Source organism: Streptomyces sp. NPDC018031 (assembly GCF_044327625.1).
Lineage (GTDB): Bacteria > Actinomycetota > Actinomycetes > Streptomycetales > Streptomycetaceae > Streptomyces.
In genome coordinates, this window is the sequence record NZ_JBIRFT010000018.1 from 1 (window position 1) to 15120 (window position 15120).

Sequence of the window (15120 nt, forward strand, 5' to 3'; positions counted from 1 at the left end):
GGATCGGCGTACACGGCTACGCTCGCGATCCCGGCATCCCGACAAGCACGGGCAACGCGGACAGCGATTTCGCCACGGTTGGCGATGAGCACCTTGCGCACGATGGCTCCCTCCTTGAAACAAGCCAAGAGTTTAGGTACGGGCCACACTTCGCGCCGAGAAGAGTCCGGTGGTGAGCTTGACCACACGGAGGGTGAGGCCGGCCCTGCGCGGAGGGCGAAATCCCTTGTCGGTCCACGGTACGCCGGTGTTCCGGCGCCGTCCGGCGGTTCCGGGTGTGGCCAAGGTCTCGGTCGTGGCGAGGGGTCGCCCCTGCCGATTCTTTGTGGGATTCCTACGAACGGGGGACGGAAACTTTGCCGCATGGTCGCGCGGCGGCGGATCCGTGCGCAGACCCCTTGTCCCTTGGCTTACCCGTTAGTAGCGTGCGCGATGTCGTGCGGTGGTACCCCGGGTAACGGCCGGGGGCCGCCGACAGGACCTCGAACGGATGGGGTGGGCGGGGTGGCACGCAGACCGGTGGCCGCGACGGCGGCCGTGGTGCTGATGGCCGAAGCGGTCGGCATCGCGCTGCTCAACTGGATCCTGGGCCTGATGGTGGACCGTCAGAAGATGTCCATGGGCGGCCTGGACCCCGACGCGATGTCCATGGGCACCTGGGTGATGGGCGGCATCTTCGGCCTCTACCTGCTGAGTTGCGGGATCGTGCTGCTGCGCGCGGCGATCCGGGACCGGAGCCCCGGCCGGTTCGCCCGCATCCTGCTCGTCAGCTGCGCGGTGGTGCACGGGGTGCTGGGCGCGCTGACCGTGGGCCTGGTGGGCTGGGCGGCGTTCGCCGGCCTCATGGTGGTCCTGGGTCTGATCGTGCTGTCGCTGTTGGCATACGACGACAGCCCGGCCGCGGACCAGGCCGGTGAACCGGGGCCGCCGGAGGGCGGGCGGGCCGCCCAGGACCCCGGCGCGGCCCCCGCCTGACAGCCGGGCCGGCGCCCGCCCGGCAGGGCGGGATTCCCCGGCTCCGCGTCTCATCCTGCGGACGGCGGGCCCCCGGGCTGCCGGCCGCGCCCCGGACGGCGGTGCCGCGGCGGGCCGTCCGCCGCTGCCGCCGCCCGCCGGTCAGCCGGAGGCCCGGTCGCCGTCCGGGGGCTGGTTCCGCGCCACCAGGTCCAGCAGGCCCGGGAACCGGGCGTCCAGTTCCGCACGGCGCAGCGTGGCCATCCGGCTGTTGCCCCGGTCGACCTGGCGGACCAGCCCCGCCTCGCGGAGCACCCGGAAGTGGTGGGTCCGCGTCGACTTGGACACCGGCAGGCCGAACGACGAGCAGTGCCGGGCGGTCTCCGGCTCCTCGGCGAGCAGCGCCGACACCACCTCGTAGCGCAGCGGGTCGGAGAGCGCGGCCAGGATGGTGCGCAGCTCCATCTCCCGCGGCTCCGGGTGGCCTTCGGCGTCAGGCACCGGTCGTCCACAGGTCGGTGATGGCGACGTCCAGTTCGGCGAGCAGCCGGCGCAGCAGGGGCAGCGAGAGGCCGATGACGTTGCCGGGGTCGCCGTCGATGCCGTCGACGAACGGGGCCGAGCGGCCGTCCAGGGTGAACGCGCCGGCCACGTGGAGCGGTTCGCCGCTGGCCACGTACGCCGCGACCTCCGCGTCGGACGGCTCGCCGAACCGGACCGTGGTGGAGGCGGTGGCGGAGGTCTGCCGCCCGTTCCCGGTGTCGATCACGCAGTGCCCGGTGCGCAGCACCCCGGACCGGCCGCGCATCGCCTTCCAGCGGGCGGTGGCGTCCTCGGCGTCGGCCGGCTTGCCCAGCGCCTGCCCGTCCAGCTCCAGCACCGAGTCGCAGCCGACCACCAGGGCGCCCGCGGCTTCCGGACGGGCCGCCACGGCGGCGGCCTTGGCCTCGGCCAGCAGCCGGGCCAGCTCGGCGGGTGTGCCGGCGGTGATGGCGTCCTCGTCCACCCCGCTGACGATCACCTGGGGCGCGAGGCCGGCCTGGCGCAGCAGCCCGAGCCGGGCGGGGGAGGCGGACGCGAGGACGAGGGTGCGGCGGTCAGTCATGAGCCCCAGGGTAGGGGTTCGCCCGGTGCGCCCCGGGGCCCCAGGGGGCGGCCGGGCGCACCGGGGGCCGGCGCCGGGCACGGCGGGGGCGCCGGGGGCCGGAGCCGGGACCTCGGCGGGGTGGGGCCGGGCGGCGGTGGTTCAGTCGGCGAGCACGGCCTGCATGACCTTCTTGGCGATCGGGCCCGCCAGACCGCCGCCGGAGATCTGGTCGCGCGGGATGCTGCGGTCCGGGTCGATCATCACCGCGACCGCGACCGGTGAGCCGTCGCCCTGCTTGGCGTACGCGATGAACCAGGCCAGCGGCGGGGTGCGGTTGTCCACGCCGCGCTGGGCGGTACCGGTCTTGGCGCCGACCGTGACCCCGGAGATCCGGCCGGGCCGGCCGGTGCCCTTCTCGGCGGTGTCCTCCATCATCCGCTGGATCTTCTCCGCGGTGTCCGCCGAGACGGCCTCGGACATCAGCTCGGGCTCGTGCTTCTCGATCGCGTCCAGGTCCGCGTCGCGCAGCTCCTCGACCAGGTACGGCTTCATCAGCTTGCCGTCGTTGGCGATCGCGGCGGTCATCATCGCGATCTGCAGCGGGGTGGCGACCACGCTGGACTGGCCGATGCCCGACATCGCGGTCTGCGGCCGGTCCATCTCCGCGGGGAAGACGCTCTCGGCGGCCCGGGTGGGGGTGTCCACCTCGGGGTCGTTGAAGCCGAACCGCTCCGCCGTCTCGCGCATGGTGTCCTTGCCGAGGTCGGCGCTGACCTTGCCGTAGACGTTGTTGCAGGAGTGCTGCATGGCCACGTTGAGCGAGGCGTTCCGGCACGGCGCGGTGGGGCTGTGGTTCGGCAGCACCCGGTTGGTGTCCGGCATGGTCCACGGGTCGGGGGACTCGGTCGGGGCGTCGATGTCGGTGTACCGCCCGTTCTCCAGGGCCGCCGCGGCGGTGATGACCTTGAAGGTGGAGCCGGGGGGATAGACCTCCTTCAGCGCCCGGTTGGTCATCGGCTTCCGCTTGTCCTTCTGCAGCCGGTCCCAGGCGGCGACGTCCTTGTCGGAGCTGCCCGCGAAGTCGGACGGGTCGTAGGAGGGGGTGGAGGCCAGCGCGAGGATCTTGCCGGTGTCCGGCTCGATGGCGACCACCGCGCCGGTCCGGTCGCCCAGCCCCTCGAACGCGGCCTTCTGCGCCTTGGGGTCGATGGTGGTGACCACGTCGCCGGCGCGCCGCTGCTCGCCGGTGAACATGTCCAGGGTGCGCTGCAGGAAGAGGCGGTCGTCGGTGCCGCTGAGCAGCTTCTCGTTCAGCTTCTCCAGGTGGTTCGAGCCGTAGGTCTGCGAGGAGTAGCCGGTGATCGGGGCGTACATCGGCCCCTCCTTGAAGACCCGCTTGTACGCGAAGTTCACCCCGCCGGTCTCCACCGAGCCGGTGACCGGCCGCCCGCCCACGATGATGTTGCCGCGCGGATGGGCGTACGCCTCGATCTTGACCCGGTCGTTCTCCTCGTGGGTCGACAGTTCCTCGGAGCGCTGGAACTGGAGCCAGGTGGTGCGCAGCAGCAGGGACAGCACGAGCAGACCGGTGAAGACGGCGATGTGGCGGATCGGTCTGTTCATCGGCGAGCGGCTCCCTGGTGCCTGGTCCGCTGCCGGATGGGGGCAGCTCTCCACGGAATGGGGATGGTGACGGTTCTGCGGAGAGGAAGAGGGGGAATCGGCCCGGCCGGTTCCCCGGCCGCCGGGGAGGGCGGCGGGGGAGGCCGCCGTCCGCCGGTGCCCGACCCGGCCCGGGGGCCGGCCCGGGTCAGGGGGCGCTCAGCAGCAGCAGGGAGATCAGTACGGCGACCGCCAGTACGGTGCCCGCCCGGCGGAGCCGCGCCTGTACCTGACGCAGTTCCTCCGGGGTTTCGTCTGACGGGTCGGACCACAGCATGGAGCGATCCTGCCGCCGGACGCGCCGTGGCGCCTGAGTACGCGTACTCAGGCGCCACGGTTCGCGGGACGCGCTCAGGCAGGCCAGTAGCTGGTGCGCCAGGCCGTCGGTCCGGGGTGGGGCACCCGGCTGCCGGGGATGGTGCGGGCCGGGTCGGCCCACTCGTCCGGCACGCGGTGCCCCGGCGCGGCGGCGGTGACGGCCGCCGCGCGGGCTTGGACCACCGCGAGTGCGGCGGCCAGCTCCTCGGGGGTGGGGTTGCCACGCAGAACCTTGATCATGGGAACAACCCTTTCTAGAGGGGGATGTTGCCGTGCTTCTTGGGCGGCAGCGCCTCCCGCTTGTTGCGCAGGGAGCGCAGCCCCCGCACGATGTGGCGCCGGGTGTCCGAGGGCATGACCACCGCGTCGATGTAGCCGCGCTCGGCCGCCACGTACGGGTTGAGCAGCGCGTCCTCGTACTCGGCGATCAGCCGGGCGCGGGTGGCCTCGGCGTCCTCGGCCTCGGCGATCGCCCGGCGGTGCAGGATGTTCACCGCGCCCTGGGCGCCCATCACCGCGATCTGCGCGGTGGGCCACGCCAGGTTGAGGTCCGCGCCCAGGTGCTTGGAGCCCATCACGTCGTAGGCGCCGCCGAACGCCTTGCGGGTGATCACGGTGATCAGCGGGACGGTGGCCTCGGCGTAGGCGTAGATCAGCTTGGCGCCGCGCCGGATGATGCCGTTGTACTCCTGGTCGGTGCCGGGCAGGAAGCCGGGCACGTCGACGAAGGTCAGCACCGGCACGTTGAACGCGTCGCAGGTGCGGACGAAGCGCGCGGCCTTCTCCGAGGCGTCGATGTCCAGGCAGCCGGCGAACTGCATCGGCTGGTTGGCGACGATGCCCACCGGGTGGCCCTCGACCCGCCCGAAGCCGGTGACGATGTTCGGCGCGAACAGCGGCTGGGTCTCCAGGAACTCGCCCTCGTCCAGCACATGCTCGATGATCTTGTGCATGTCGTAGGGCTGGTTCGCCGAGTCCGGGACGATCGTGTCCAGCTCGCGGTCCTCGTCCGTGACCTCCAGCTCCGCCTCCTCCGGGAACGCCGGGGGCTCGGAGAGGTTGTTGGAGGGCAGGTAGGACAACAGGGCCTTGACGTACTCTATGGCGTCCTTCTCGTCGCCGGCCATGTGGTGCGCGACGCCGGAGGTGGAGTTGTGGGTGCGGGCCCCGCCCAGCTCCTCGAAGCCCACGTCCTCCCCGGTCACCGTCTTGATCACGTCCGGTCCGGTGATGAACATGTGCGAGGTCTGGTCGACCATGACGGTGAAGTCGGTGATCGCCGGGGAGTAGACCGCGCCGCCCGCGCACGGGCCGACGACCAGGCTGATCTGCGGGATCACACCGGAGGCGTGGGTGTTGCGGCGGAAGATCTCGCCGTACATGCCCAGCGCGCTGACGCCCTCCTGGATGCGGGCGCCGCCGGAGTCGTTGATGCCGATGACCGGGCAGCCGGTCTTCAGCGCGAAGTCCATCACCTTGACGATCTTCTGGCCGAAGACCTCGCCGAGGGCGCCGCCGAAGACGGTGAAGTCCTGGGAGAAGACCGCGACCGGGCGGCCGTCGACCGTGCCGTAGCCGGTGACCACGCCGTCTCCGTAGGGCCGGCTCTTCTCGATGCCGAAGTTGGTGGAGCGGTGCCGGGCGAACTCGTCCAGCTCCGTGAACGACCCCTCGTCGAGGAGGAGGTCGATGCGCTCACGAGCGGTCAGCTTGCCCTTGGCGTGCTGCTTCTCCACCGCCCGGGCGGACCCGGCATGGGTCGCCTCGTCGATACGGCGCTGCAGATCCGCGAGCTTCCCCGCGGTGGTGTGGATGTCAATCTCCGGCTCGGACATCGGGATGCGGCTCCTGCTCGTCCTCGGGGCGGACTGGTTAGGGGGGACTGTTCAGGGGACTGCTGACGGGGCTGCTGAGGTCGGAGGGGAGCCCGGGTCAGGCGTTCCGGGGTTCGTCAGGTGCCCCGGCCCTTGCGGGGTGTCGGGACGTGTGGGGCGTTCGGGTGTTTCCGGGCGTTCCTGGCTCGGGCGTTCGGGGACCTCAAAAGCGTTCCAACAGTGGTCGTACGGGGTTTTCCGGGTGGGTCACCTCGGCTACCGGCTCGTAGCGTATCGGCGGTACTCCGCCGTGGCACTGCGTCGTTGGCCACACCTCCTGACCCTAGGCTGGCCCGTATGAGCGCTTCTGACACCCCCGGCGGCCGATGGACCGATCTGGACCGCCCCCCGCTGAACTCCGCGGCCCTCCGCAAGGCCCTGATCCGGCCCGGCGGCCTGTGGACGGCCCTCGACGTGGTGTCCGCCACCGGCTCCACCAACACCGATCTGGCGGCCGAGGCCGCCCGCGGAGCGGTGGAGGGCGCCGTGCTGGTCGCCGAGGAGCAGACCGCCGGGCGCGGCCGGCTGGACCGCAGCTGGACCGCGCCCGCCCGCTCCGGGCTGTTCTTCTCGGTGCTGCTGCGGCCCGGGGACCGGGTGCCCGCGACGCGCTGGGCGTGGCTGCCGCTGCTCGCCGGGGTGGCCACCGCCACCGCGCTGTCCCGGGCCGCCGGCGTGGACACGGCACTGAAATGGCCCAACGACCTGCTGCTGACCGTGGCCGGGGAGGAGCGGAAGTCCGGCGGCATCCTCGCCGAGCGCGCCGGGGAGGCCGTGGTGCTGGGCGTCGGGCTCAACGTCTCGCTCCGCGCGGACGAGCTGCCGGTGCCGACCGCGGGCTCGCTGGCCCTCGCGAACGCCGTCTCCCTCGACCGGGACCCGCTGCTGCGCGCGGTGCTCCGGTCGCTGGAGGAGTGGTACGGCCGGTGGCGGGACGCGGCGGGCGACCCCGCCGCCAGCGGACTCCAGGAGGCGTACGCGGCGGGCTGCGCCACGCTGGGCCGCACGGTGCGCGCGGAGCTGCCCGGCGGCCGCGAGGTGGTCGGCGAGGCGGTGGCCGTGGACGGCGACGGACGGCTGGTCATCGCCACCGCGGCCGGCGCGCGCGAACCGGTCGCCGCGGGGGACATCGTGCATCTGCGCGCTGCCTCCGCCGGAGAGTGAGCTACGGCACACCTGCCGTATCGTTGAGGCGGTGTCCGTCCAGCTCGGACGGCCGAGGGCGAGCCGTGACCGGTGGCCCGGGGCAAGCGGAAGAGGGAAGCGGAAGGGCAGTGCGCAGGACTCGGACAGGGGGCGGGCGGTGACCGTCGAAGGCGGCGCGGATCCGGACGCGGTGGACCCGGGTGCCACGGCGTCGGACGCCGCCGCCACCGGCGCCGCCGGCCCCGGCGACAGCGGTGACCCGGACGGTGCGGAGGCGGACCGGACCGGCGGCGAGGGTGCCGGGCCGGACGGCGCGGCCCGGGATGGTGCGGCCGCAGACGGCGCGGCCGGCCCTGACGGCTCCCCCGCCGCTCCCGGCGAGGGCGGTGCCGACGAGGAGCTGGACGAGGACTCCATCGCGCTCCGCCTGGAGCAGCTGATCCTGGGCGCCGAGCGGCGCTACACCCCCTTCCAGGCAGCGCGCAGCGCCGGTGTCTCGGTCGACCGGGCCACCCGCTTCTGGCACGCGATGGGCTTCGCCGACATCGGCCAGGCCAAGGCGCTCACCGAGGCGGACGTGCTGGCCCTGCGGCGGCTCGCCGGTCTGGTGGAGGCCGGGCTGCTCAGCGAGCCGATGGCCATCCAGGTGGCCCGGTCCACCGGCCAGACCACCGCCCGGCTGGCCGACTGGCAGATCGACTCCTTCCTGGAGGGGCTGACCGAGCCCCAGGAACCCGGCATGACGCGCACCGAGATCGCCTACCCGCTGGTCGAGCTGCTGCTGCCGGAGCTGGAGGAGTTCCTGGTCTACGTCTACCGGCGGCAGCTCGCCGCCGCGACCGGCCGGGTGATCCAGGCCCAGGACGACGCCGAGATGGTCGACCGGCGGCTGGCCGTCGGCTTCGCCGACCTGGTCGGCTTCACCCGGCTGACCCGGCGGCTGGAGGAGGAGGAGCTGGGCGAGCTCGTCGAGGCGTTCGAGACCACCGCCGCCGACCTGGTCGCCGCGCACGGCGGCCGGCTGATCAAGACCCTCGGCGACGAGGTGCTCTTCTCCGCCGACGACCCCGGTACCGCCGCCGAGATCGGGCTGCGGCTCATCGAGACCATGGCGAACGACGAGACCATGCCCGAGCTGCGGGTCGGCATCGCCTTCGGCACCGTCACGACCCGGATGGGCGACGTCTTCGGCACCACCGTGAACCTCGCCAGCCGGCTGACCTCGATAGCGCCGAAGGACGCGGTGCTGGTGGACGGGGCGCTGGCGGAGGAGCTGACCCGGACCGGGGAGGCCCCGGTCTCCGAGGCCGAGGCGGCGGAGGCGGCGGCCGAGGCGGAGAAGCAGGGCGAGGAGCCGCCCTCGTACCGCTTCGCGTTGCAGCCGATGTGGCAGCGGCCGGTGCGTGGTCTGGGCGTCGTCGAGCCCTGGCACCTCACCCGGCGCGGCTGAACCCCGCCCGGCGGCGGCACGCCCACCCGGCCACGTCCGGCACCCCGGTCACGTCCGGCACCCCCCGGTCACGTCCGGCACCCCCCTGGCGGTGGCCCGGCCCCGGCTGCGATGATCCGGTCAACGATCGTTAACACCGGCTCGGGAGGGCGCATGACGGAACAGCGGTTCGGCGAATGGGTGGGCGTGGCGCGGCACGGGCACGTGGCCGAGCTGGTACTCGACCGGCCCAAGGCGATGAACGCGGTCTCCACCGGCATGGCCCGCTCCATCGCCGCCGCCTGCGACGCCCTGGCGGCGGACGCCTCGGTGCGCGCCGTGGTGCTCACCTCCACCCACGACCGGGCCTTCTGCGTCGGCGCCGACCTGAAGGAGCGCAACGCGCTGACCGACGCCGAGCTGGGCCGGCAGCGCCCGCTGGCCCGCGCCGCCTACACCGGCGTACTGGAGCTCCCGGTGCCGACCGTCGCCGCGGTGCACGGCTACGCGCTGGGCGGCGGCTTCGAGCTGGCCCTCTCCTGCGACCTGATCGTCGCCGACCCGACGGCCGTGGTGGGCCTGCCCGAGGTGTCGGTCGGCGTCCTGCCCGGCGGCGGCGGCACCCAGCTGCTGCCCCGCCGGGTGGGCGCCGCCCGGGCCGCCGAGCTGATCTTCACGGCGCGCCGGGTGGCCGCCCCGGAGGCGCTGCGGCTGGGCCTGGTGGACCAGCTGGCCGCGGAGGGCCAGGACCGCGCCGAGGCGCTGGAGCTGGCCGGCCGGATCGCCGCCAACTCGCCGGTCGGGCTGCGCGCCGCGAAGAAGGCGCTGCGCCTGGGCCACGGCCTGGACCTGCGCACCGGCCTGGAGGTGGAGGACGCCGCCTGGCGCTCGGTCGCCTTCTCCGGGGACCGCGCGGAGGGCGTCGCCGCCTTCAACGAGAAGCGCACCCCGAACTGGCCCGGGGAGTAGCCGGGCGGGCCGCCGTCCCCGGCGGCCGCCGTCGCACCGGTCCGCGCCGGTGGGGGGCGGAACCGGCCGAACGTTCCTACGCTGGAGGACGCGGATGCGCGCCGTGAGCAGGGTCGCGCACGGCGACGGAATGCGAGGCGTGGTGACGACGGGTGAGGGCGAGACGCGGCTGAGGGCCGTGGTGGGGCTGGCGCAGGCCATAGCGGCGGCGCACACCCCGCAGGAGGCGGTGCGCTCCGCCGCGGTCGGCGCGCGCAGCGCCCTCGGCGGGAACTTCGCGGCGGTCTCCGTCTGGGAGCGGGAGCGGGGACGGCTGCGGGTGCTGGTCAACGTGGGGGAACTGGCCGAGGGCGAGGAGGAGTTCCCGGAGAGCGAGTGGTATCCGGTGAGCGAGTTCCCGGAGATCACCGAGTTCCTGCACGAGCGGTGGGCGCGCGGCGGTGAGCCGCACGCCTGGGTGGAGGTGGCCGAGGGCCCGTGCCCCGATGCGGGTCCCGGCGGGGCGTACCGGGCGTACTGCCGGGAGGGCCCGCCCAGCGACAGCTGGGGGAGGGTGGCCGCGCTGCGGCGCCGCGGCCGGGGCAGCTGCGTGGTGGCCCCGATCGTGCTGCGCGGGCGGGCCTGGGGCGAGCTGTACGTGGCGCGGGCGGCGGACCGGCCGGCGTTCGGGCGGGCGGACGCGGATTTCGCGACCGTGCTCGCGGCCATGACGGCGGCCGGCATCGCCCAGACGGAGCGGCTGGAGGAGGCCCGCCGGCTGGCCTTCACCGATCCGCTGACCGGGCTCGGCAACCGGCGGGCGGTGGACATGCGGCTGGACGAGGCGCTGGAGGCGCACCGTACCGAGGGGGCCGTGGTGAGCCTGGTGGTGTGCGACCTCAACGGGCTGAAGACGGTCAACGACACCCAGGGGCACGCGGTCGGCGACCGGCTGCTGGAACGGTTCGGCTCGGTGCTGTCGCGCTGTGGTGCCATGCTCCCCGGCGCGCTGGTGGCCCGGCTGGGCGGGGACGAGTTCTGCCTGCTGGAGGTCGGCTCGGAGGCGGACGAGGTGGTCCGGGTGGCCGACGAACTCTGCCGCCGGGCGGCCGAGTTGGAGCTGGGTGAGGGGGTGGCCTGCGGGGTCGCCTCGACCGGTGACCCGATCGGGCCGGTGCGCTCCGCCCGCCGGCTCTTCCGGCTCGCCGACGCGGCCCAGTACCGGGCGAAGGCGGCCCGGGCGAGCAAGCCGGTGGTCGCCGGCCGGGACGGCGGCCCGGACGACCCGGTGGTCAGGCTCGCCGACTCCCCGCCGCGGACCCCGCCGGCCGAACGCCGCCGGTTCCGCGGCCGCCAGTCCCCGCTGGGGGAGGCCCCGTGACACCGGCCGGTCCCGCGGCCGGCCCGCCCGGGCCGGGGTGCGGTGCGCCCCGGAAACCGGGTGGTGACAGTTTGCGATTCAGTCTCTAGGGTTCCTGAATATGGATATGCACACTGTGGTGGTGGGGTCGTCCGGGACGACCGCCGACGATGTCATCGCCGTGGCCCGCGGCGCCGCTCGGATCGAGCTGTCCGCCGACGCGCTGGCCGCCGTCGCCGCCGCCCGGCGGGTCGTCGACGACCTGGCCGCCAAGCCCGACCCGGTCTACGGCGTCTCCACCGGGTTCGGCGCCCTCGCGGTCCGGCACATCAGCCCGGAGCTCCGGGCCCAGCTGCAGCGCAACATCGTCCGCTCGCACGCCGCGGGGATGGGCCCGCGGGTGGAGCGCGAGGTGGTGCGCGCGCTGATGTTCCTGCGGCTCAAGACCCTCGCCTCGGGCCGTACCGGGGTGCGCCCGCTGGTCGTCGAGACCATGGCCGCGGTGCTGAACGCCGGCATCACCCCGGTGGTGCACGAGTACGGCTCGCTGGGCTGCTCCGGCGACCTGGCCCCGCTGTCGCACTGCGCCCTGACCCTGATGGGCGAAGGCGACGCGGAGGGCCCCGACGGCCGGGTCCGTCCCGCCGCCGAACTGCTCGCCGAGCACGGCATCGCCCCCGTCGAGCTCCGCGAGAAGGAGGGGCTGGCGCTGCTCAACGGCACCGACGGCATGCTCGGCATGCTGGTGATGGCCTGTGCCGACCTGGCCCGCCTCCACACCTCCGCCGACATCACCGCGGCGCTCTCGCTGGAGGCCCTGCTCGGCACCGACAAGGTCCTCGCCCCCGAGCTGCACGCCATCCGGCCGCACCCCGGACAGGCCGCCAGCGCCGACAACATGCGGCGGGTGCTGGCCGGCTCCGGGCTCACCGGACACCACCAGGACGACGCCCCGCGGGTCCAGGACGCCTACTCCATCCGCTGCGCCCCGCAGGTGGCCGGCGCCGGCCGGGACACCCTGGCGCACGCCCGGCTGGTCGCCGACCGCGAGCTCGCCGCGGCCGTCGACAACCCCGTGGTGCTGCTGGGCGACGGCGACGCGGAGGGCCGGGTGGAGTCCAACGGCAACTTCCACGGCGCGCCCGTCGGCTATGTGCTGGACTTCCTGGCGATCGCCGCGGCGGACCTGGCCTCCATCGCCGAACGGCGCACCGACCGGCTGCTGGACAAGAACCGCTCGCACGGGCTGCCGCCGTTCCTCGCGGCCGACGCGGGCGTGGACTCCGGTCTGATGATCGCCCAGTACACGCAGGCGGCACTGGTCAGCGAGATGAAGCGGCTCGCCGTGCCGGCCTCGGTGGACTCCATCCCGTCCTCCGCCATGCAGGAGGACCACGTCTCGATGGGCTGGTCGGCGGCGCGCAAGCTCCGGTCCGCGGTGGACAACCTGGCCCGGGTGATCGCCGTCGAGCTGATGGCGGCGACCCGGGCGATCGAGCTGCGCACCGGGCTGGCCCCGGCGCCGGCCACCCGGGCGGTGCTGGCCGCGGTGCGTGAGGCCGGGGTGCGCGGGCCGGGCGAGGACCGCTTCCTGGCGCCCGACCTGGCGGCGGCGGACGCCTTCGTCCGCTCCGGCGGGCTGGTCGCCGCGGTGGAGCCGGTGACCGGGCCGCTCGCCTGAGCCGCGCCGCTGGTGGGCGACCGGGCCGCCCGCCCGAGCCGCCGCCGCGGCGCGGTCCTGCGTCCGCCGGTGTCCGGGCTCCGGTGTCTGGTGTTCGGAGTCCGGCGCCTGGCACCGGGGCGCCGGGCCATGGCGGGCCGGGCCGGCCCGGCGGCGTCCCGGCGGGCCCGGCGCGGCGGGGTGCCGGGGCGGGTCACAGGGGGCGCCGCCCGGCCGGCGGCCGCGGCGAGTGGGCGGCGGTGCGGCCCGGTCGTCAAGGCGCCGGTGCGGCCGCGGTCGTCAGGTGGCGGTGCGGGCGCGGTCAGTAGGCGGGAGTGCGGGCGCGGCGCACCGAGGCGGTGACCATCGCCACCCCGAGGCCCAGGAAACCCGTCCCGCCGACCAGGTACGGGGTGATGTCCACGCTGCCGGAGTCGGCGAGGTCCGGCCCGTCCGGCGCCCCGGGTCCGGCCACCGAGTGGGAGCCGCCCGGCCGGGCGGGGCCCTCCCCGGCGCGGTCGGGGGTCGCGCCGGCGGACGGCACGAACCACAGGGCGCACAGCATCGATGCCGCCGCGGCGGCGGTGAGCAGCGGTCGGCGTGCGGTCACCGGTATGCATCCCCCTTGAGGCTGCGGCGAATTGGCCCCCGAGTGCGTCCGATCGTAGTGACAACCGCGGGTCGCACGGAAGCGAGACGGCCGGGAGCGGCCCGGCGCTCTACCCTCCGTCCATGGACGCTACGGAAACATCCCGGTATGTACGTATCCACGTCGAACTGGTGCTGGAGGTGTCCGACAGTGCGGTGCTGACCAGTGCCGCGGTCGAGCGCATCGACGGCGACGAGTTCATGCCGGACGAGGAGCGCGGTCAGGCGCGGGAATCGGTACGGGCGGACGAGGCGGAGGCCATGGCCTACCTGGTGGATCCGGTGGACCTGGTGGCGGAGATCCCCGGCGCCGAGCTGGTCCAGGCGTCCTGGAGCAGCGAGCGGGCCGCCTTCGATCCGGATAGCGCCGACTGGGAGCTGGGCGACGACATCGACTGACCGCGGCCCGCAGTGGGTAGGCGTGGCACCGAAGGGCTTGCGGCACCGGTCGGGCCCCGGCCTGACCGGTGCTTTTTGCTAAGTGGCATCGCCCACAGTTTTACTGAAGGGGGAACCGGTCCACAGGCGCAGGCGTTCTTCACGGAGTGCCCGGAGCCCTTGTGTCAGGCAAGCGTTCCGGTTCCGGTTTTCGGGGTCCAGTAGCAATGGAGATACCTGTGATGACGGACGGTAAGCGCCGCAAGGGCATAGCGGTGGCGGCCGCGGTGCTCAGCGGTGTGCTCACCCTGGCTGCGTGTGGCGGGGACGACGACAACAACGACGAAGGCAGCCAGGGGCACGGCAAGTCCGCGGCACAGGTCGACGAGGCGGCGGCCGCCAAGGCATCCGACGCCAAGATCAAGATCACGCCGAAGAACGGCGCCACCAACGCCGGCCTCAACCGCGACGCCAAGGTCACCGTCAGCGGCGGCAAGCTCACCAGCGTGGTGATGACCGCGCCGGCCACCGGCGCCACCGTCGAGGGCACCATCTCCCCGGACGGCACCAGCTGGGAGCCGACCGCACAGCTGGACCGTTCCACGCAGTACAAGATCGTCGCCGAGGCGAAGGACGACGAGGGGCGGAAGGCCACCGAGAACTCGTCCTTCACCACGGTCTCCCCGGCGCACAGCTTCATCGGCAACTTCACGCCCGAGGACGGCTCCACCGTCGGCGTCGGCATGCCGGTGTCGATCAACTTCGACAAGCCGGTGACCAACAAGAAGGACGTCCAGTCCCACATCACGGTCACCTCCAGCAGCGGCCAGCAGGTCGTCGGCCACTGGTTCAGCCAAACCCGCCTGGACTTCCGCCCGCAGGAGTACTGGAAGCCGAACTCCACGGTCACCATGAAGCTCAACCTCGACGGCGTCGAGGCGTCCAACGGCGTCACCGGCGTCCAGGACAAGAGCGTCACCTTCAGGATCGGCCACTCGCAGGTCAGCACCGTCGACGTGAAGAACAAGACGATGACCGTCGTGCGGGACGGCAAGACGGCCAAGACCATCAAGATCTCGGCCGGCAGCGCGGAAAACCCGACCTACAACGGTCAGATGGTGATCTCCGAGAAGTTCAAGGAGACCCGGATGAACGGCGCCACGGTCGGCTTCACCGACGACGACGGCAAGGGCGAGTACGACATCAAGGACGTGCCGCACGCCATGCGGCTGTCCACCTCGGGCACCTTCATCCACGGCAACTACTGGGGCTCGGACGCCATCTTCGGCGGCGCGAACACCAGCCACGGCTGCGTCGGCCTGAACGACGTCAAGGGTGGGGGCGACCCGAACCAGGACGGTGCCTGGTTCTACAAGAACTCGCAGATCGGTGACGTCGTCGTGGTCACCGGGTCGCCGGACAAGACCATCCAGCCGGACAACGGCCTCAACGGCTGGAACATGAGCTGGGACGAGTGGGTCGGGGGCAGCGCCACCGGCGCCTGATCCCCGGGTCCCGGACCGGACCCCTGACGACCACCGCCGGGGGGGGGGGGGGCCGGGCCGGCCCCCCCCCCCCCCCCGCCCCCCGGGGCCCCCCCCCGGGGCCCCCCCCCCGCCCCCCCCCCCCCCGCGCACCCCCCCCGGCCCCCCCCGC

Annotated in this window: 16 protein-coding genes; 8 read left to right on the plus strand and 8 right to left on the minus strand. The window is 73.7% G+C overall.

Translation table 11 applies throughout. The features are described 5' to 3' along the window. Positions 1–101 (minus strand): biotin carboxylase N-terminal domain-containing protein (locus ACH4B3_RS28675; protein WP_158786612.1); only part of this gene is annotated, 101 nt, incomplete at its 3' end. A 403-nt stretch (positions 102–504) separates the two neighbouring features. Between ACH4B3_RS28675 and ACH4B3_RS28680 the strand changes: the two genes are divergently transcribed. Next, positions 505–975: a hypothetical protein gene (locus ACH4B3_RS28680; protein WP_398467631.1), complete on the plus strand. Its 471-nt coding sequence runs from the start codon at positions 505–507 to the stop codon at positions 973–975. A gap of 141 nt (positions 976–1116) precedes the next feature. On the opposite strand, the gene ACH4B3_RS28685 is transcribed toward ACH4B3_RS28680, so the two are convergent. The 6 genes from ACH4B3_RS28685 to ACH4B3_RS28710 form a co-directional block, all read right to left on the minus strand. Then, a complete protein-coding gene (locus ACH4B3_RS28685; RefSeq protein ID WP_398467633.1) occupies positions 1117–1455 on the minus strand; it encodes an ArsR/SmtB family transcription factor in 339 nt (112 codons plus the stop codon). Further along, positions 1448–2059 (minus strand): nucleoside triphosphate pyrophosphatase, encoded by a 612-nt coding sequence (locus ACH4B3_RS28690; protein ID WP_398467635.1) that lies wholly within the window; start codon positions 2057–2059, stop codon positions 1448–1450. The genes ACH4B3_RS28685 and ACH4B3_RS28690 overlap by 8 nt, the downstream gene beginning before the upstream one ends. 141 nt (positions 2060–2200) lie before the next feature. Then, the gene (locus ACH4B3_RS28695) at positions 2201–3664 is read right to left on the minus strand and encodes a peptidoglycan D,D-transpeptidase FtsI family protein (protein WP_398467637.1); all 1464 of its coding nucleotides are present in this window, start codon (positions 3662–3664) and stop codon (positions 2201–2203) included. 187 nt (positions 3665–3851) lie between these two features. Next, positions 3852–3980 carry a morphogenic membrane protein MmpB gene (gene mmpB, locus ACH4B3_RS28700; protein ID WP_398467639.1) on the minus strand — a complete coding sequence of 43 codons (129 nt, stop codon included), beginning with the start codon at positions 3978–3980 and terminating at the stop codon, positions 3852–3854. A gap of 74 nt (positions 3981–4054) precedes the next feature. Next, entirely contained in the window at positions 4055–4261 is a 207-nt protein-coding gene (locus tag ACH4B3_RS28705) for an acyl-CoA carboxylase subunit epsilon (RefSeq protein ID WP_398467640.1), read from the minus strand. A 14-nt stretch (positions 4262–4275) separates the two neighbouring features. Beyond that, positions 4276–5856, minus strand: coding sequence for an acyl-CoA carboxylase subunit beta (locus tag ACH4B3_RS28710; RefSeq protein WP_398467642.1), 1581 nt, complete (start codon positions 5854–5856; stop codon positions 4276–4278). A gap of 336 nt (positions 5857–6192) precedes the next feature. On the opposite strand from ACH4B3_RS28710, the gene ACH4B3_RS28715 reads away from it, so the two are divergent. The 5 genes from ACH4B3_RS28715 (at position 6193) to hutH (ending at position 12459) form a co-directional block, all read left to right on the plus strand. Continuing rightward, positions 6193–7059 carry a biotin--[acetyl-CoA-carboxylase] ligase gene (locus tag ACH4B3_RS28715; protein WP_398467644.1) on the plus strand — a complete coding sequence of 289 codons (867 nt, stop codon included), beginning with the start codon at positions 6193–6195 and terminating at the stop codon, positions 7057–7059. A gap of 139 nt (positions 7060–7198) precedes the next feature. Next, entirely contained in the window at positions 7199–8491 is a 1293-nt protein-coding gene (locus tag ACH4B3_RS28720; protein ID WP_398467646.1) for an adenylate/guanylate cyclase domain-containing protein, read from the plus strand. Between the two features lie 153 nt (positions 8492–8644). Continuing rightward, positions 8645–9439, plus strand: a complete 795-nt coding sequence (locus ACH4B3_RS28725) for an enoyl-CoA hydratase/isomerase family protein (RefSeq protein WP_398467648.1) — start codon at positions 8645–8647, stop codon at positions 9437–9439. A 130-nt stretch (positions 9440–9569) separates the two neighbouring features. Next, the gene (locus tag ACH4B3_RS28730; RefSeq protein WP_398467802.1) at positions 9570–10799 is read left to right on the plus strand and encodes a diguanylate cyclase domain-containing protein; all 1230 of its coding nucleotides are present in this window, start codon (positions 9570–9572) and stop codon (positions 10797–10799) included. A gap of 100 nt (positions 10800–10899) precedes the next feature. Further along, positions 10900–12459 (plus strand): histidine ammonia-lyase, encoded by a 1560-nt coding sequence (gene hutH, locus ACH4B3_RS28735; protein ID WP_398467650.1) that lies wholly within the window; start codon positions 10900–10902, stop codon positions 12457–12459. 301 nt (positions 12460–12760) lie between these two features. On the opposite strand, the gene ACH4B3_RS28740 is transcribed toward hutH, so the two are convergent. Continuing rightward, the gene (locus tag ACH4B3_RS28740) at positions 12761–13048 is read right to left on the minus strand and encodes a hypothetical protein (protein ID WP_398467652.1); all 288 of its coding nucleotides are present in this window, start codon (positions 13046–13048) and stop codon (positions 12761–12763) included. 122 nt (positions 13049–13170) lie between these two features. On the opposite strand from ACH4B3_RS28740, the gene ACH4B3_RS28745 reads away from it, so the two are divergent. Beyond that, positions 13171–13485, plus strand: coding sequence for a hypothetical protein (locus ACH4B3_RS28745; RefSeq protein WP_398467654.1), 315 nt, complete (start codon positions 13171–13173; stop codon positions 13483–13485). Positions 13486–13691: 206 nt separating this feature from the next. After that, on the plus strand, positions 13692–14969 hold the full coding sequence (locus ACH4B3_RS28750; RefSeq protein ID WP_398467655.1) for an Ig-like domain-containing protein: 1278 nt from the start codon (positions 13692–13694) through the stop codon (positions 14967–14969). The last annotated feature ends 151 nt before the right edge of the window (positions 14970–15120 follow it).